The sequence below is a fragment of the Maribellus mangrovi genome (assembly GCF_037646455.1).
Classification (GTDB): domain Bacteria; phylum Bacteroidota; class Bacteroidia; order Bacteroidales; family Prolixibacteraceae; genus Draconibacterium; species Draconibacterium mangrovi_A.
Genome location: NZ_JBBIXN010000010.1, coordinates 41,730 through 59,773, shown reverse-complemented (window position 1 = coordinate 59,773; position 18,044 = coordinate 41,730). Strand labels below are relative to the sequence as shown.

Below are 18,044 nucleotides of genomic sequence, written 5' to 3'. Positions count from 1 at the left end.
TTTTAATTTATTTATGATTTCAATCTGTTCTGTTCTGGTATGTTTGTAAAAATAATAGCATTTCACTTGCTATCAAATTCGGAAAAAGTGTTATAAAACACATTATACCGAATTCCTGATTTTTAACTGGGTAGGGACTTCGAATTTTAGGTTATCACCGGTGGTTACAAATTCGGCGGCTTTTTTCCCCATCAGGTTAAAATCAGTTGAAATAACAGTAATTCCGTTTTTTACGTATTTTTTCATCGGTGTTTCGTTGTACGAAATGACGCCAACCTCGTTACCGGGTTCAAATCCTTTTTCTTCGCACTGATCGAGAAAACGTGCCAGTGTCCGGTCGCTGACCAGCATGTAAAGGGCATTTTTTCTCATCACAAATTCTTTGTCGGAGTAGATAACCGAGTGTTTTATTTTTTTATCGGTACAAAAACGTTTGAAATATTCTACGGCCGTTTTGGGGTGATAAGTGAAATTTGGATAATAGAAAATAAACTCCTTGTATTTTTTCAGTGCATTCAGGTTCTCATCAAGACAACGGTATACAGCTTGTCCGAAATCCTGGTAGATTACAGCGGCATTTTCAGGGGCTTTTATGTTCCAGTCGATTATAAGTAACTGATCCTGCGGAATTTTTGAAATGATTTTCGCAACCTGATCATTGTCGAAATTCATGATAATGTATTTGCTGTATTTTCCCAAACTCTCGTTGATGATCTTCTCAAAAAGATCGATGTTGTAATGGTGAAAATGAAGATCTACACTGATTCCATCGGGCAACTGATTAATGAACGAATGGTACAGCACCTCTTTGTAGGCCTTAAACGTATCGAGAAAGAGAAATACTTTTGTTATTTTTTGAGTGACGAAATACCCACGGTTAGGAACCGATTCCACCACACCGCGGCGCTTTAATTCAGCGTAGGCTTTAAACACAGTGTCGCGCGATAATTGTGTTTCCTTCATGATCTGGTTGACCGAAGGCAACATTTCTCCTTCTTTTAGCTGATTTTGGCTGATGGCGTCGATAATGGTTTCAACCAGTTGCTGAAATTTTAGCACACTGGAATTATCGTCGATGTTTAGTTTTAGTTCGTTCATTATTTCTTTGCAGAGTTGTTCTGTTCTGTTCTACAAAGCTAATTCTAATCTTTTAATGTTGTTTTGTTTTTCTTCAATTTAATGTTCGGTTTTAACATTTATTAATTCTCGGTATGTACCATGTCCGTTCGATATACGTTTTCGAAGTAAAAGGATAGGGTGATGTAATTTCTTCTTGTGGTTAAGTTTGGTCAGCAATTCTTTTGTACTTCACTTTTATCCTTTTTCTTTTTTATTTCCTTTAAATTTGATGTTCAAAAACTACACATGATACGCGATCTTATTATGCAGAATCGAAGTTATCGTCGGTTCGATTCCGCCATAAAATTAAATGGAGAACAAATAAAGCAGTGGATTGAACTGGCCCGGTTTTCGGCCAGTGGGCGAAATGCTCAGCCACTTAAATATGCAGTGGTCACACAAGCTGAACTCTGTAACAAGATATTCCCAAACCTTGGATGGGCCGGTTATTTGTCGAACTGGAAAGGACCCGCACAAGACGAACGCCCGGTTGCTTATGTTGCTGTTTTAAAAGACCGTACCATTTCGGAGAATCATTACTGCGACGATGGAATTGCCATTCAAAGCATTTTAATGGGAGCTGTGGAGTCGGGATTTGGTGGTTGTATTATTGGCTCGGTAAATAAGAGCAGGGTAAGTAAATTGCTGGGATTAAACGAAAACCTCGAGATTTTGTGGTTGATTGCTTTGGGAAAACCTGCCGAAAAGGTGGTGTTGGAAACAGCTTCGGACGACATTAAATACTGGCGTGATGAACAAGATGTACACCATGTTCCTAAACGACCGCTGGATGAATTGATTATAAAACTGAACGGTTAGGATATTTAAAAAAGGACGACATAAATGCCGTCCCCTTCTTTCAGTTTAACTCCCAAAATTAACCTCGTATAAATAACGCCTTAATTATATGCTGTGCCATTTTCGGATTTTCTTTCAGCCGTCGTGTTGAATATCCAAACCATTGTTTCCCGTAAGGAACATAAACACGCATCCGGTGGCCTTCGTCAACAATCGACTGACGCAATTCAGGTGTAACCCCGTAAAGCATCTGAAATTCGTACATGCTTTTCGGAATATTCATTTCCTGAATCATCTTTTTCGATTCGTCAACCAAATATTTATCGTGTGTAGCAATACCTGCGTACATTTTATTCTCGAACATGTATTTCAAGTCGGCCAGAAAATTTTCCTGCACTTCGTGGAAATCTTTAAATGCAATGTTTTCGGGTTCAACATAAATTCCTTTGCAAAGCCGGAAGCTTATTGGAGCATTTTCGGAATTCAGGTCGTTGAGTCCTTCAAGATCGCTTTTCGTGCGTCGCATATAGGCCTGAAGGACCAGACCAACGTGCTTTGGAAACTCCTGGCGCAGCTTCCTGAACATATCTATTTCCATATCGACACACTGCGAATCTTCCATGTCGATTCGAAGAAATGAATTTTTACTGGCGACCAGTTCAACAACCTCACGAAGGTAGTTGTAACAAACTTCCTGGTCAATCAGCAATCCAAAACTGGTTGGTTTTAACGAGAAATTTCCCTTAACGTTCTCGTCTGTAAAACGCTCGATCACTTCCAGGTATTCATTCTTGTTCTTTTCTGCCTCGTCGATTGAATGAATAAATTCACCAAGTATATCAATAGTAACTTCAATTCCTTTTTCGTTAAGCAGTTTCGATGCCAGCAAACCGTCCTCAATGGTTTCGCCCGCAATATATCTTTTCGAAAATACCCAGATCAGCTTTTTGGGCATGTAAGGAAGTATATTGGCTATTAATTTATTCAACATGGTAGATTTTACGTTATACAAAAAATTGTCATTGTCAAAAATACATTATAAGCCAAGTTCAATTCAATGATGTTTATCAGTGGAAGAATATGATTTACCGCATGTTTTTTATAGAAGTGATTGTAAATTAGTGAGATAAAAAAAGTTCCTGATTGAGTTATTGCATTTCAATGAAACAATTATCTTTGTCCGAACTTAAAAAAACAGTCGAACCGATACGTTGAATAAAAAAAGAAGTTAATAATGAAAGGAACATCATTAGTTGTAAGTGTACTATTATTTGTGGCAGTGGCTGTATTGTATGTGCTGCATTTTACCGGAAACAGCAAAAGTACTCAAGATAGACCGGTTATGAACGACGGAGGAACATCGGTCAATGGATTAAAAATTGCATATGTTAAAGCCGATTCAGTAATTCTGAACTACGATTTGTCGCAAGACCTTCATGACGAGTTCGCTAAAAAACAGGAAGCATATACAACCGAATACGGAACAAAACGTCAGAATTTCGAAAAAGAAGCTGCTGCTTTTCAGGAAAAATTACAACGGGGTGGATTTCTTACCGAGCAACGTGCTGTTCAGGAACGCGATCGCCTGATGGGAAAAGAGCAGGAAATTATGAAGCTCGATCAGGAATTGTCGAACAAACTGGCTGAAATTCAGCAGGCCAACAACAAACAAATTTTGGACAAGTTGATGGCTTACCTCAAAGAATACAACGAAATGGCACATTACGATTATATCTTTAATGGTGCAGATGTGTTGATCGGAGATGAAGCACATAACATCACTGCAAAAGTGTTGAAAGCTCTTAACGAAGAATACAACGCCAACAAGTCGGAATAGAAAATTTCTATATACAAATCAGAAATCCGGGTATTGCCCGGATTTTTTTTGCCTTTTATTTTAGCTTTGTAAGCCATGTTTGCCGATAAGTATTTACTTAAAAATCAGAATGTAGCATTCATTAAGGATGAGCCGGACAGAAACACCGGGATGATCGTTGTGATCCCGTGCTTATACGAACCGGATATTTTAACTACACTCGAAAGTCTGGCAAGTTGTGATGTTCCTGATTCGGTAACTGAGATCATCGTATTGATCAATCATTCTGAAACGGCAACCGGGGATGTGGCAAAGCAGAACAAAAAAACAAAATTACAGCTTGATAGTTGGATGCAACAGCATTCCTCCCATAAATTAAAGTTTTATGCGGTTGGTCCTTTTGAGTTGCGAAAGAAATGGGCCGGGGCCGGTTTGGCCCGCAAAAAGGGAATGGATGAAGCAGTTCGACGTTTTAACCACATTGCAAAACCGGACGGCATAATCGTATCGCTCGATGCCGACACCCTGGTCGAGAAAAATTACCTCGTTGAGATTGAGCGTCATTTTACAAGTAATCCAAAGCAAGTTGGTGCAACCATCGCATTTGAACATCCAAAAGAACAGCTCGATCCCAAACACCGCGAAGGAATTGAACTGTATGAACAATACCTGCTTTATTACAAACAGGCACTTCATTTTACGGGCTACCCGTATGCCATGTTTACCATTGGATCGGCATTTGCAGTTACTGCAGGGGCTTATGTGAAGCGGGGTGGAATGAACCGGCGACAGGCGGGAGAGGATTTCTACTTTTTGCAAAACCTGGTTCAAATGGGTGAAGTGGGTGAATTAACGCGCACAAAGGTCTACCCGTCAGCGCGTCTATCCAGTCGTGTGCCTTTTGGTACAGGCCCCATTCTTTCCAAATGGATGGACGGTGAAGAGGATCTGCTTAGAACCTACAACTTTAAGGCTTTTATTGATTTGAAAACGTTTTTCGATCAAAAACACATTTTGTATAAAATCAGTCGGGAGGAATACGAATCACTTTTAAATCTTAATCTGCCGGAGAGCATTTCTTCCTTTCTTTATGAAACGGAATTCTGGAAAGATGTGGAAGAATTAAACAGAAATTGCTCGAAAAAGGATACATTTATTAACCGTTTCTTTCAGAAGTTCAATGCGTTCAAAGTTCTGAAATACCTCAATTTCGTTCAGGAAAAATATTATCCGGCAGACGATTTAAGTACCCAAATGCAATTGTTGAGAACTTCAGTCCGGTAACATCCCTGTTTTGTTTCCTGATTACGGGCTTCAACGTTAATAATTTAAATCATTCTTAATAAGACAAGTTTGATTTAAGTTGCAGTATATCAGCGGTTAATACAAATGTGTGTTAATGCCGGATAATAATTTAAATTCTGAACTTTGTATTTTTGCCAAACTTTGTACTTTTGTCCCAAACGTTAATGTTAAACTAAAAATTCATTGTTATGGCATATGTAATTTCAGATGAATGTATTGCATGCGGAACTTGTTTAGATGAGTGCCCGGTTGACGCGATTGCAGAAGGAGATATCTATACTATCGATCCGGAGCTTTGCACCGACTGTGGATCATGCGCAGAGGTTTGCCCGGTAGAATGTATTTCGATCGACGAATAATCCGGACAACATAAAATTCAATAAAGCTCGCTTTTAGCGGGCTTTTTTTGTGTGTACCTATCACCTATAATCCCTGAAATCAATTTAGATGAACCTCAACCTCAACATTGTCTGATCCATATACATTTTTCCTTTAAGAAGCTATTAATCCGGAATATTTTCTTTCTGAAGATTACTAATTATCCCATCCTTCAGGAATTCTGACTAATTCATAAGAATTTTCTGCGCTGAGGCTGTTGATTTATTACTTCAATTTTGTACCTTTTTTTTATCAAACAGAACAGCATGAAATTACTTTTAGAAAATATAAGGGAACTGGTTCAGGTTGAAACTGAAAACCTTGAGTTTCGGGCGGGCAAGGAAATGGCCAAAGTGGATACAATAAAAAATGCATTTTTAATTATTCGCGACGAGATTATTGAGGATTTTGGTCCCATGAGCGAATTGAAAGATAAATACCACGATGACGATTTACTCATTGAAATTGATTGCTCCGACCGTCTGGTTTACCCCAGTTTTTGCGACTCACATACTCATTTGGTGTATCCGGCAGCCCGCGAAAGAGAATTTGTGGACCGCATAAAAGGTCTTTCCTACGAAGAAATTGCACGACGCGGTGGCGGTATTTTGAACTCTTCGAAGCTTTTACACGAAACTTCAGAAGAAGAGCTTTACAACAGCGCGATGGAACGTATTGTTGAGATCATTAAAATGGGTACCGGTGCTGTTGAAATTAAAAGTGGTTACGGGCTGAATCCGGAGGATGAACTAAAAATGCTGCGTGTTATTCGCTGGATCAGGGAAACTTCGCCAATTTGCGTACGATCAACTTTTCTTGGTGCGCATGCCATACCACTCGAGTACAAAAGCAATCCATCGAAATATGTCGATGTGGTGATCAACGAAATGATCCCTCAGGTAGCGGCCGAAGAACTGGCAGATTACATCGATGTGTTTTGCGACCAGGGATTTTTCTCGGTTGAAGATACTGAACGGATTTTAATGGCCGGTATGAAATATGGTCTCCGACCCAAGATTCACGCCAACGAACTGGGGCTTACCGGTGGTGTTCAGGTGAGTGTTAAATACAATGCTCTTTCCGTCGATCATCTCGAATTTATTGAGGAAGATGAGATTGCAGCGTTACACGGAACTGAAACCATGCCAACTGTTTTGCCGGGAGCCGCTTTTTTCCTGGGCATGAAATTGTCGCCCGTTCGCGAAATGATCGATGCCGGATTGCCCATTGCGCTGGCATCCGACTACAATCCAGGATCGTCGCCAAGTGGTAATATGAGCCTGATTTCGGCAATGGGATGTATTAAGTATAAAATGCTTCCTGAAGAAGTGATCAATGCAACCACTTTGAACTCGGCTTATGCGATGGGGCTGAACGAATCGTATGGCAGCATTGCAAAAGGTAAGATTGCGAATTTATTTATCACGTCCGAAATGCCCGGAATCGAGTACCTCCCTTATTCATACGGATCAAATCTTGTTGAAACTGTTATTTTAAACGGAGAAGTGCAATCTTTCTGAACGCTGTAAAAAATCATTCTCTTTCTGTGCTTTGATGGCTAATTTCGCCATGAACCATTAACTGATGTTTGGTTTTCAAAGTCTTTAAATATTGTATGTAATTATGAAAAAAATAATCGAATGCGTGCCTAATTTTTCTGAAGGCCGCAATGAAAGTATAATCAAAGAAATAACCGACGCGATTGAAAGTGTTGCGGAAATCAGCTTGTTGGATGTAGATCCGGGAAAAGCAACAAATCGTACAGTAGTCACTTTTGTTGGCGATCCCGACGATGTGATCGAAGCCGCGTTTCGGGGTATAAAAAGAGCCGCTGAACTGATCGATATGAGCAAACATCATGGCGAGCATCCACGATTTGGAGCTACCGATGTTTGTCCGCTGGTACCGGTGGCCAATGTAAGCATGGAGGAAGCCGTAGAATATGCTCGTAAATTAGGGAAAAGGGTAGGAGAAGAATTGGGAATTCCGGTGTTCGCCTACGAGTTTGCGGCGTTTAAAGACGAGCGTAAAAGTTTGGCCACTTGCCGGTTAGGGGAATATGAAGCCTTAAAAGAACGCATCACCACCAACGAATGGAAACCTGATTTTGGACCTGGCGGATGGAATAAAAATGTGTCCGGAAGCGGAGCAACAGCTATAGGCGCCCGTAATTTTCTGATCGCTTATAATATAAATTTGAATACCACTTCAACCCGTCGTGCCAATGCCATCGCTTTTGATGTGCGTGAGGCAGGCCGGGTAAAACGCGAAGGAAATCCGATCACCGGGAAAATTGTAAACGACGAGAACGGTGAGCCGGTTCGTATTCCGGGAACTTTGAAAAAAACACGCGCTATTGGTTGGTACATTGAAGAGTATGGCGTTGCACAAATTTCGATGAATCTTACAGATATTACTGTAACTCCGGTTCATGTTGCCTTTGATGAGGTTGCAGAAAAAGCACGCAAACGCGGAATTCGGGTCACGGGTTCCGAACTGGTAGGGCTGATCCCATTGCAGGCCATGTTGGATGCGGGTAAATATTTCCTGAAAAAGCAACAACGTTCAACCGGTATTGCGGATGAGGAGATCATAAAAATAGCCGTAAAATCGCTTGGACTGGATGAGTTGTATCCTTTTGATCCGAAGAAGAAAATTATCGAATATGTCATTGAATGCAAATCGGCAAAAAAGCTTATCGATATGACATTGACTCAATTTAAAGATGAAACGGCGTCAGAATCTCCCGCACCGGGTGGTGGTTCTATTTCAGCGTATGTGGGCGCGCTGGGTGCTGCGTTGGCTTCTATGGTGGCCAATTTATCATCGCATAAACGCGGCTGGGACAACCGCTGGGAAGAGTTTTCGGAATGGGCAGAAAAAGGTAAGCACTTCCACACTGCTTTGTTGAAATGCGTGGATGAAGATACGGATGCTTTCAACAAGATTATGGCCGCTTTTGGACTGTCCAAATCAAGTGAACAGGAGATTGCCGAACGCAAACAAGCCATTCACGATGCCACGAAAAATGCCATTGAAGTACCGTTGAAAGTAATGCAACTGGCACACGATTCCATGGAAGTAATGGCTGCAATGGCCGATTTCGGGAATCCAAATTCGGTGTCGGATGCAGGTGTTGGAGCACTTTGTGCACGCACAGCCGTTGAAGGAGCTTACCTGAATGTGAAGATCAACGCTGCAGGATTTAGTGACAAAGTTTTCGTGGAAGAAAAACTGGGGCTCGCCGAAGATCTGTTGAAGTCGGCCAAAGAAAAAGAACGGAATGTTCTTGAAGTGGTCAGCAAAAAAATTGAGGGATAACAGGTTAAAGTTATCCTTTTAAAGCAGTGATAAACTGGATTTTTCACTGCTTTAATTTTGCAATCTTGTCAGCTATCGATCCCCGCTCACTTACTCTGATGATCCAAAACAGGAACAAAATCCATTTTCCCGGTTGAATAATTATTTTGGTTTTTGCCGCTACTTTCTGGTCTCTGGCAGCAATTTCTTCCAACCAATTTGTGGAATTTGCTATCGCCATTTTTTGCGCATATTTCCAGGCACCTTTGCGTGCAATTTTCATGCTCCAGTCGATAATGTAATTATCTACCTTATTTAAAAGTCGGAGAATTTTTCGCAAAAACGGCCAGATCGAGGAAATTCCATGTTGTACTTCATCTACCATCGAAGCAAGAATTTCGTTGATGCGAATAAAATCTGCTTCCAGATCTTTGATGTTATCGGCGCCAGAGATTTCTGCTGCTGCAATTCCAAGATCCAGATTAATGTGCGCATTCATACCCAGCAAAAGATGTTGAACGACCAGAAGGTTTGAATTTCCGGCTTCATTAAAAGCAATCTCCCACGATTGTGTAGCCGGCTTTTGATTTTTGTAGTCGTAATAGGCATCGATATATCGTTTGGCAAATAATACATCCAGTTTTTCCATTCTTGGCCCGTCATCAAAAAATCCGGCGGTAATTTTTTCTTTAACTTTGATGGTTACTTTTTGGTAGAGCACAGCAAAATAGCCCATTGTGCTATTTTTGGCTGAAGATTCCAGAATTATTTCATCCAAAACTGAAATTACATCGTCGATATGGGTAAGCGGCTTCATTTGTTGGGCAAAGTTTATGTATTCATCAACAACAAAATACCGCCAGTGTTTAAACACAAAAGAATCCACCCCGATGGATTCTGTATTGTCAAACTACATTACACTGGTCTAATTGTTTGTTTTTTCCCAGTATTCTGAACAGCGATATTCCTCAGCTACTTTCAAAATTGAAAATCCCAGTTCAATTGCCCGAGAAAAATCATCGCAAGCTTTTTCTTTCTGGCCGAGTTCATATAAAGCAAGACCGCGAAGGAAAAAGGCATTTTTATTTTCCGGTTCCAAAGCAATTGCTTTGTTGCAATCTTTCACAACACCTTTCATGTCACCTGGAAATCGTGTTCCGGCCCGGTTGATCAGCGCGCGGGCATCATCCTGATTTTTCTCAAGATAAACATCAAGGTCTTTTCTTGCTTCTGCTGATTTTCCGAGCGCCAGGTAAATTCTGGCTCTTGACAGGTTCAATGTTGTATTTTGTGTTTCTGAAATCTTTTGGGAAAGCTCATCAAGAAGTTCCTCGAAATTGGGTTTTGCCCAAAATCCCATGGTCATTTTTGTGCGGCCATTACACATGTCTTCGATATAATCAAAAGAAAGGTAATAATCAGTTATTTCAAATTTGTATACTCCCGGATCCAGGCACATGGCACCTTCTTTATCACTAAACTCGACGGTGTTTTTATCGATTTTATAGTTGCTTACCACATCAACGCTTTGGTCATTGTTAAAATCAACTTCAACAATTCCGTCCTTTTTAAATTCCAGCGCAACTGGTCCGTTCTGGCTCATTCGAAGCCATTTCCCGATCAAGTCAGATTTGGTATTTTTCTGGGCAGTTAAGGTTACTGTTGTGATGCAAAATGTAATTAGTGCGACAAGTTTTAGTTTCATTTTAGGTATTGGATTTCGTTCATTTTTTCCGTGCGACTAGAATTACGATGAGAATGCGTGCAATTATAAAAGCAAACAGTCCTACAAGCGGTCCAACAAGAGCCATTTTTAAATGACTGGCAAACATGCTGGGGCTGATATCTCCCGCGGCCTGGATTTTGTCGAAAGCTTGAATCAAACCAATAGTGCGCCCCAAATAACCCCAGGCAATACAAAACCACGAAATGGAAACGATGAGCGATTTTGTTTTATCAAAATCGGTCTTTCCCAACATTGCACGAACAAAAAGCACAACCATTACAAGAAGTAAGATCAGAATTGGATAAGTGATATAAACACCTCCGTCGTTTAGAATCTCAATAAGATGCGACATAGCTTAATTTTTTTATGAATACTGAATCGAATTTACAGAAGATTCATTATCCATTTTTTTTATTGCGACCGGGTAAACAATTAAAATGCTTTTCGACGGATTTAAAGGTATAAAATGAAATTCAACCAAAAAACTGCAAAAGGCCGTGTAAAATGGTTCATTGGTCTATAAAGAACCGACGATTCAAAGAAAATGCGTAACATTGTTTGAATGAATTTGTTGCGTTTTATAAAGACAAGGCTGATTTGGGTGCACCTGTTGTTATGGATAGCGGTGTGGTTTTTCTTTGTATACTTTTTTAGCTACAACAACAACAATACACGATACATTTTATGGTTCTCCAGTCTGCTGCTGCCACTCACCATGGGCATTACCTATTTTATGGTTTACTTTTTAATTCCGCGGTATTTACTCACAAAAAAGTACTGGAAATTTGGGCTTTACACATTTTACCTGGTGGTATTTACCTCGTACGAAATTGTGTTGTTACTATACGGTTGTCTATATTTTCTGCTGAATTTCGATATAACCAATATGCCACCGATGAGCAAGAATTTTACGTTTGTAATTGTGCTTGTCGTATTAGTAGTTGGCTTTGTAAGTTTCGCAAGTTTGTTGAACCACAATTTCAAAACCCTGTCGAAAAACAAAGAGCTTCAGAATAAAATTCTGGAAACGCAACTTCAGCTAAAAGAACAGGAGTTGCATTATTTGAAGCGACAAATTCATCCACATTTTCTGTTTAATACACTTAATACGATATACGGATTTGCGCTAAAGCTATCGATTCATACACCGGAAATTATCTTGAAATTGTCGAACCTGCTCGACTATATTCTTTACCAGGTGGATAAACCGCGGGTAAGTTTAAAGGAAGAGGTTCTGCATATAAAAGAATACATCGACCTAGAGAAGATTCGTTTTAAGGATACTTTGAAAGTGATTTTTCTTGCTGATGAAATTGATGAAACGATTCAGATTGCACCCATGCTTTTAATTCCTTTTGTTGAAAATGCTTTCAAACATGGTAATTTGGTTGATGGCTTTTTGCAAATAAAAGTAGTGGTGAAACTTATTGGCAACCGTCTTGAGTTTTCAATCGATAATACGTATCTACAGGATGAGGAAGAAGAGAAAAACGGCGGAATTGGTTTGATAAATATTCATAAGCGTTTGGAGCTGAATTACAAAGATAATTACCGCTTAACCGGCAAGGTAGAAAGGCAGTGGTATTCGGCTAAACTTGTAATCGACGATATTAGAAAAGTAAAGAAGGATGAGTAATATAAAATGCATTATTGTGGATGATGAGCCCGTGGCGCGTGAGATTCTTGAAAGTCACCTTGCAAAAATCGAAAACGTTGAAATCTTAGGGAGCTGCAAAAATGCCATGGAAGCTTTTCAAATAATTAGCTCGCAGGAAGTTGATTTGATATTCTTGGATATCAATATGCCTGAAATATCCGGATTATCACTGGCCCGATCGATCAACAAGAACATTAAAATAATATTTACAACTGCATACCGCGAATATGCCGTGGATGGTTTCGACCTGCAGGCTGTAGATTATTTGCTGAAGCCCATTTCTTTTGAACGTTTGTTGCAGGGCGTCAATAAATATTTGAATGAAACGGTTCATGTGCCGCAGGAACCGCTACAAAAGATAAGTTCGGAAAGTGCAGAAACATTCTTTGTCCGGTCGGATCGAAAAATGGTAAAAATTGATTGCGATGAAATTCTTTACATCGAAAGCATGGCCGACTATATTCGTATTTTTCTGAAAACAAAAAATGTGGTAACCCGCGAAACCATTTCAAATATCGAGGCAAAATTGCCAAAGAATGAGTTTTTGCGTGTTCACCGCTCGTATATTGTGGCTCAAAATGCTATCGATTCATTTACCGCCGAGTACGTCGAAATTGGTAAAAAGCAAATCCCCATTAGCCGCAGCTACAAGAATGAAGTGCTTAAATGGCTGGAAGATTGATGCTTGCTGCTTATATAGATGACTTAACTGTTTTGAAGCGTTAAGGCTTCAACTTCTTCCATCAATCGTTTGTGTTTTGTAGAAGTCAATCCCAGTTTGTCCAACTCGTGCCTGTTGGCAAGAATTTGCCTGCAAAGAACAACGCCGGCTTCCATGAGTGCCTGTTTCTGTTTATGGGTTAATTGAGTAAGCGACGTTATTGGAAATAGGTGATGCTTTTCAATCCGATCTTTTAGCCCTGAATTTTTCGGGAAATCCCAACTCAGCATTTTCAGTCCGCTGCACATTCCGTAAGTTGTGGCATCTTCCGAGAATCGGGTATTGGTAACTACCCAGCCTTCGAATTCCAGATCTTCGTATTCCGGATCGTTTTTACGTCGCTCAATTATGTCGTTCATGCGCGAACGAATATAAAGCGGAACCTGTACATTTGATATTTTATCGGCACTGTTGTGGTATTTACATTCCATCAAACACTGGGTATTCGAGTTTGTGGCCACCACATCCACCTCGTGTTGCACGCAAATTCCTTGTATCAGCTGGCCGGTTTTCACTTTGTAGCCTTCAGCTTTCATTAGTTCGCCAACAAAATGTTCAAAAGGATAACCGGTTGGGCCGAGTTCCATAATTGCCTTTTTAAGTTTGTACCGGGCGGCTAAACTGCCGCGTTTTTGCCGCAACAATTTAAAAGCACGTGTATAAATCTTTTGAGTTGTCACGCCTTCATAAAGCCAGTTGACAATGTCGTTTACAATGAATGATATATTTGCTTCAGAAGCGCCGGCTTTACGTAGCGAATTTTCAAGTTTTTCTTGAGAGAACGGTTCCGTTTCTCCCGAAGCTTTTCTTACGAAATGTTTGTTCTGCATTGCTTCAGTTTGAATACCCTAAATTACCAATTTTCTGACTTAAACCATTAGGAGTTCATTATTACGAATGCGTTTGCTGGAATGCCACACCTCACAAGGTTTTTCTTGCCTGGTTTGAAGATGTGTTAAGTGTTTTATCCGAGCATGGAATTGGAGGGGGGCTTTGGGAATTTAAAGGGACTTTCGGGATACTGAATTCGGGACGTAAAGATGCGGATTACCAGGATTGGTACGGTTATAAACTGGATGAGGACTTATTAACGCTGCTTCAGAAATACTAGCCGAATATCATTTGTTGACTTGCTGAGAGAGGGACATAAAAAAGGACGGGTCAACACCCATCCTTTTCATCTAACTAAACCAATAAAACTAATCAAACCTAAACTTATGAACTAAAACTATGCTACAAATGTAAGTCAAAAAGCACATTGTTGGGTTAACAGAATGTTAAAAAATGTGTTTTATAACATCTTTTAAATCTATGCGCATTCGAGTCTGTCTATCGTAGATTTTGGAATTATATGCTAATGGATTTTGACAAGGTGTTTTGAGGATTTTGTGAAGGGAGCATAGTTTTGAGAGAGGACATAAAAAAAGGACGGGCCAACACCCATCCTTTTCATCTAACTAAACCAATAAAACTAATCAAACCTAAACTTATGAACTAAAACTATGTCTCAAATATAAATCAAAAATTCCATACAACAACTAACAAGGTGCTAAAAAAATGACACTTTTTGTATTCAATTTGTCTATGAAGTATAAGCTGGATCTATTAATATCTGAAAAAATCAGCAAATAGTATCAATATGATATTGCGCGTAAATGTTTTGCTGGACTGATGGTTTTTGGGCATAAAAAAAGGACGGGTCAATACCCATCCTTTTCACTAACTAAACCAATAAAACTAATCAAACCTAAACCTATGAACTAAAACTATGCGTCAAAGATACGGTGAAAAACATGAAACGAGCGTATTAAAATTAAAAAAGTGTATTTTTTACACCTTTTTTTAAGTGAATGTTAACTTGCAAACAAACGTTAATAAAAAAAGCCTACTGTTAAGCAACAGTAGGCTTTATGTATTTGAAACAATTATAGCTTATTTATCCTTACTATCTTTTGGGTCATCACCGGCAATGGAATCGCGCATTGAAGTGTCGGCCATAATGTTTTTGTATTTCATATAATCCATTACACCGAGATTGCCTGAACGGAATGCTTCAGAAATGGCGAGTGGAACCTGAACCTCTGCTTCAATTACTTTAGCGCGTGCTTCCTGTGCCTTGGCTTTCATTTCCTGCTCAAGCGCAATGGCCATAGCTCTGCGTTCCTCTGCTTTAGCCTGTGCAATATTCTTATCCGCTTCTGCCTGATCGATTTGCAGCACCGCACCAATGTTCTTACCAATATCTATATCAGCAATATCAATCGATAGAATTTCGAATGCAGTACCTGCATCCAATCCTTTCTCGAGCACTACACGCGAAATGAAATCCGGGTTCTCAAGTACTGCCTTGTGCGAGTGCGACGATCCGATAGAGGATACAATTCCTTCACCTACACGAGCCAGTACGGTTTCTTCGCCGGCACCACCCACCAATTGTTTAATGCTCGCACGAACAGTAACCCGGGCTTTTGCGATTAACTGAATACCATCTTTTGCTACCGCGGTAACCGGAGGAGTATTAATAACTTTTGGATTAACCGACATTTGAACCGCCTCGAAAACATCGCGGCCGGCAAGGTCGATTGCCGTGGCCATATTAAAGGGTAATTCAATGTTTGCTTTTGAAGCCGATACCAGCGCATGAACCACATTTGCAACGTGTCCGCCCGCCAAGTAGTGGGCTTCCAGAGCATCGCGGCTTAAAGGTACATCCGCCTTTGTTCCTTCAATAAGTGCACGAACGATAATTCCGGGTGGAACTTTTCGGAATCGCATCAGGAATAACTGGATCAGCGAAATTCGAACTCCCGAAACAAGGGCCGAAAACCACAAGCCGATCGGTATAAAATACAGGATGATGAAGAGGAGTACAATTACTCCGATTATCAATCCCCAGGTGCCAAGTGTCTCAATCATTTTATTTTTTATTTACAGGTTCAACAATAATTCTATTGGATATAATTTTTAATACTCTAATTTCGGTGTTGTGGTCGACAAAGGCTCCGGTTGATTGGGCTTCCACAACTTCGCCATTCACCCGCGCTTTCCCGGTTGGTGCTAGTCTTCCAATGCTTTTTCCGGTGTCGCCAACAGCAATCTTCTGGCTGTTAACGAATTCAACTTTACCGTCGATGTTTTTTTCGAGGATCATCTTTTTGCCTGTCCTCGATTTAAAGAAATAGTAAATCATGGCCGGTGCTACAATCAGTACCACCAGCAAAGTAATAAATCCGGCCGTGTTTCCCAGTTCGCTGAAAGCAATATAAACGCTGGCTCCCAGGAGCAAAAAACCTCCGATTCCCGCAATTGTAACACCCGGGATGACCGCAAACTCAATGAGTAATAGCACCAGTCCCAGCAGGATGAGTAGAATGATAGCAAATATCGACATAGTTTAGTCTATTGTGGCATTAAGTTCGCGTTCAATCAGTGCATCTTTCATGGGTTTAAGCTCTTCCTGGCTCCCTTTTCTAACGTCACATTTTCCCTTGTAATGAACCAGGAAAGTACACTGTGTGGCTTGCTCAAAATCGTGATCGCATACTTCGATCAATGCATCGATCACATAATCAAATGTATGCACATCGTCGTTGTGCAAAATCAGGAATTTCTCCTCTAACACCTTTTCGTTGGAATCCTGTATCGGGATATTTTTAGGCTCTCTTATCGTCATTTTTCCTGTTCGAGTTTTTTTGCCTCACTCAAAGTTATTCTTTTTCCGTTAAAATATGGCACAACAAATGCATCTTCTATGCCTTCCTGCCGCACCTGATTTTGCATTTTTACGGCATCATCGTAATTAGTCAGGTTGCCGGTAGTGTAAACTACAACACCACGGTCATCGGTATAATTCTCTATTTTACGGATATAGGATAATTTTTCGTAAAGCTTTTTTACATACGAGGGAAGACCACGACTGTAAGCTCCAATCTGAATTTTATAAACCAGTTCATCGGTATCGCCCGGTGATTGACTCGTTGCTGTGGCAGGAATACTTTGAGGAATTTCCTGTGGTATAATTATGGTTGTATCGAGCGGAGGATCAACGGTTTGGTCAGGAACTAAATAAGATCGGTCCAATGCTTTCAGGTGTTTGGTAAATTTCAGGCGATCTGTTTCGGATTGTGATTTCCAGAAATCGTCTTCAGCTTTAATGGCAAGTGTGTTGTATTCTTTTGTCTTTTTTTGAAGGGTAAATAATTCATTTTCGCCCGCAATGATCTTATTCCCCAACTGATCTCGTTGTGAAGTCGTTGTTGCCTGGGCATACGATTCGCGCCAGTTATTCATTAACGATTTTAATGAATCGAGCTGTGAAGCCGATTTTTGCCACATCAGAAAATTATGGAGTCCTTCACGGGTTTGAAAATTGGAGGTATCGATGTAGGTCATTTCACCGTTAATGGTAAAATCGATGCGTTCCGCTTTTGGTTGTTCAGGTACCGGTTCTTTAGCAACAGCGATTTGGAGGAGTGTATCGGTTGCCGCCGAGTCGATAGCCACCAATGCAGTGTCGGCCATTAAAGTATCGTTTCCCATTCCCGGATATACAGCTCCGCCAGCTACTGAAGCACTTTCTTCTATCCTGGCCTGCTCTTCTTCAGGGCGTGGAATAGGAGCTATAACGGCCTGTTCTTCTTCGTAAGGTGTGTAAGGATTGATGTGCTCTTCGCACTGTCTGATTTTTTCGGTTATGTTTAACTCGGCTTGTTCTTCGTTGCCAACCTGATTTTGATAAGTCTTATAATGCCTGATTGCATCTTCCCACCGGCTTTGTGCCTGGTATTGAATTCCCAGGTAATAATCGGTTTTCAGGGGCGCCTCCCCGGTACTCCCTTTTAATAAATATGCAATCTCCTTATTTTCGTAGTGCTGATTTTCAGTTCGGCAGGCACCATAAAAATAATTTACCATCAGGTGATCGGGATTCTTATCCAGTAATCCTTTTAACAATAATTCCGCCTCTTCATATTCCTGTTGATCGAACAGTTTTATGGCCTTCACCAAAGTGTTATCCTGTTCGCTTGCCAAATTTGAAAATGAAGCAAACAATAAAAAGAAGCTTGTTGTTACTAGTACGCAGGTTCTTCTAAAATCCATCAAAAAAACAAATTCAGTTTCTGATATGTAAATTTAACAAAAAACTGTGTTTTGAGAATTTAAATTAGTCTGAATTAAACCGTAGGAACTAATTTGGAGACCGCATAAATAACATTTAATAACT

19 protein-coding genes are annotated in these 18,044 nt (G+C 40.2%); 9 read left to right on the top strand and 10 right to left on the bottom strand.

Annotated elements, in window-relative coordinates; all coding sequences use genetic code 11:
• Positions 1-102 precede the first annotated feature (102 nt).
• Positions 103-1,098: a GntR family transcriptional regulator gene (locus WFY05_RS21995; RefSeq protein WP_340115101.1), complete on the bottom strand. Its 996-nt coding sequence runs from the start codon at positions 1,096-1,098 to the stop codon at positions 103-105.
• Between the two features lie 267 nt (positions 1,099-1,365).
• On the opposite strand from WFY05_RS21995, the gene WFY05_RS21990 reads away from it, so the two are divergent.
• A complete protein-coding gene (locus tag WFY05_RS21990) occupies positions 1,366-1,938 on the top strand; it encodes a nitroreductase family protein (RefSeq protein ID WP_340115100.1) in 573 nt (190 codons plus the stop codon).
• 58 nt (positions 1,939-1,996) lie between these two features.
• On the opposite strand, the gene WFY05_RS21985 is transcribed toward WFY05_RS21990, so the two are convergent.
• The gene (locus tag WFY05_RS21985) at positions 1,997-2,908 is read right to left on the bottom strand and encodes a proline dehydrogenase family protein (protein WP_340115099.1); all 912 of its coding nucleotides are present in this window, start codon (positions 2,906-2,908) and stop codon (positions 1,997-1,999) included.
• 243 nt (positions 2,909-3,151) lie between these two features.
• Between WFY05_RS21985 and WFY05_RS21980 the strand changes: the two genes are divergently transcribed.
• From WFY05_RS21980 to ftcD, 5 genes are all read left to right on the top strand, one after another.
• Complete coding sequence (locus tag WFY05_RS21980) at positions 3,152-3,754, top strand: OmpH/Skp family outer membrane protein (protein WP_340115098.1); 603 nt, start codon at positions 3,152-3,154, stop codon at positions 3,752-3,754.
• A 75-nt stretch (positions 3,755-3,829) separates the two neighbouring features.
• The gene (locus WFY05_RS21975) at positions 3,830-5,017 is read left to right on the top strand and encodes a glycosyltransferase family 2 protein (protein WP_340115097.1); all 1,188 of its coding nucleotides are present in this window, start codon (positions 3,830-3,832) and stop codon (positions 5,015-5,017) included.
• A gap of 209 nt (positions 5,018-5,226) precedes the next feature.
• A complete protein-coding gene (gene fdxA / locus WFY05_RS21970; protein ID WP_340115096.1) occupies positions 5,227-5,397 on the top strand; it encodes a 4Fe-4S ferredoxin in 171 nt (56 codons plus the stop codon).
• Between the two features lie 285 nt (positions 5,398-5,682).
• Positions 5,683-6,936, top strand: coding sequence for an imidazolonepropionase (hutI, locus tag WFY05_RS21965; RefSeq protein WP_340115095.1), 1,254 nt, complete (start codon positions 5,683-5,685; stop codon positions 6,934-6,936).
• Between the two features lie 103 nt (positions 6,937-7,039).
• Positions 7,040-8,737, top strand: a complete 1,698-nt coding sequence (ftcD, locus tag WFY05_RS21960) for a glutamate formimidoyltransferase (protein ID WP_340115094.1) — start codon at positions 7,040-7,042, stop codon at positions 8,735-8,737.
• 43 nt (positions 8,738-8,780) lie between these two features.
• On the opposite strand, the gene WFY05_RS21955 is transcribed toward ftcD, so the two are convergent.
• The 3 genes from WFY05_RS21955 to WFY05_RS21945 all read right to left on the bottom strand — a co-directional run bounded on the left by WFY05_RS21955 (position 8,781) and on the right by WFY05_RS21945 (position 10,794).
• Positions 8,781-9,533, bottom strand: coding sequence for a DUF5995 family protein (locus WFY05_RS21955; RefSeq protein WP_340115093.1), 753 nt, complete (start codon positions 9,531-9,533; stop codon positions 8,781-8,783).
• A gap of 108 nt (positions 9,534-9,641) precedes the next feature.
• Positions 9,642-10,421, bottom strand: a complete 780-nt coding sequence (locus WFY05_RS21950) for a tetratricopeptide repeat protein (protein ID WP_340115092.1) — start codon at positions 10,419-10,421, stop codon at positions 9,642-9,644.
• Between the two features lie 19 nt (positions 10,422-10,440).
• Entirely contained in the window at positions 10,441-10,794 is a 354-nt protein-coding gene (locus WFY05_RS21945) for a MotA/TolQ/ExbB proton channel family protein (protein ID WP_340115091.1), read from the bottom strand.
• Positions 10,795-11,004: 210 nt separating this feature from the next.
• On the opposite strand from WFY05_RS21945, the gene WFY05_RS21940 reads away from it, so the two are divergent.
• Positions 11,005-12,078, top strand: a complete 1,074-nt coding sequence (locus WFY05_RS21940) for a sensor histidine kinase (RefSeq protein ID WP_340115090.1) — start codon at positions 11,005-11,007, stop codon at positions 12,076-12,078.
• On the top strand, positions 12,071-12,781 hold the full coding sequence (locus WFY05_RS21935) for a LytR/AlgR family response regulator transcription factor (protein ID WP_340115089.1): 711 nt from the start codon (positions 12,071-12,073) through the stop codon (positions 12,779-12,781). Before WFY05_RS21940 ends, WFY05_RS21935 begins: the two co-directional genes overlap by 8 nt.
• 23 nt (positions 12,782-12,804) lie before the next feature.
• Here the strand turns inward: WFY05_RS21935 and WFY05_RS21930 are convergent, their stop codons facing one another.
• The gene (locus WFY05_RS21930) at positions 12,805-13,650 is read right to left on the bottom strand and encodes an ATP cone domain-containing protein (RefSeq protein ID WP_340115088.1); all 846 of its coding nucleotides are present in this window, start codon (positions 13,648-13,650) and stop codon (positions 12,805-12,807) included.
• Between the two features lie 122 nt (positions 13,651-13,772).
• Between WFY05_RS21930 and WFY05_RS21925 the strand changes: the two genes are divergently transcribed.
• Entirely contained in the window at positions 13,773-13,931 is a 159-nt protein-coding gene (locus WFY05_RS21925; RefSeq protein ID WP_340115087.1) for a hypothetical protein, read from the top strand.
• 821 nt (positions 13,932-14,752) lie between these two features.
• On the opposite strand, the gene floA is transcribed toward WFY05_RS21925, so the two are convergent.
• Genes floA through WFY05_RS21905 form a run of 4 tightly spaced genes read right to left on the bottom strand, consistent with a single transcriptional unit; the run spans position 14,753 to position 17,920 of the window.
• Positions 14,753-15,736, bottom strand: a complete 984-nt coding sequence (gene floA / locus WFY05_RS21920) for a flotillin-like protein FloA (RefSeq protein WP_340115086.1) — start codon at positions 15,734-15,736, stop codon at positions 14,753-14,755.
• Position 15,737: 1 nt separating this feature from the next.
• A complete protein-coding gene (locus tag WFY05_RS21915; protein WP_340115085.1) occupies positions 15,738-16,211 on the bottom strand; it encodes an NfeD family protein in 474 nt (157 codons plus the stop codon).
• A gap of 3 nt (positions 16,212-16,214) precedes the next feature.
• Positions 16,215-16,493 carry an ATP-dependent Clp protease adaptor ClpS gene (locus WFY05_RS21910; RefSeq protein WP_340115084.1) on the bottom strand — a complete coding sequence of 93 codons (279 nt, stop codon included), beginning with the start codon at positions 16,491-16,493 and terminating at the stop codon, positions 16,215-16,217.
• Entirely contained in the window at positions 16,490-17,920 is a 1,431-nt protein-coding gene (locus WFY05_RS21905) for an SPOR domain-containing protein (RefSeq protein WP_340115083.1), read from the bottom strand. The genes WFY05_RS21910 and WFY05_RS21905 overlap by 4 nt, the downstream gene beginning before the upstream one ends.
• Between the last annotated feature and the right edge of the window lie 124 nt (positions 17,921-18,044).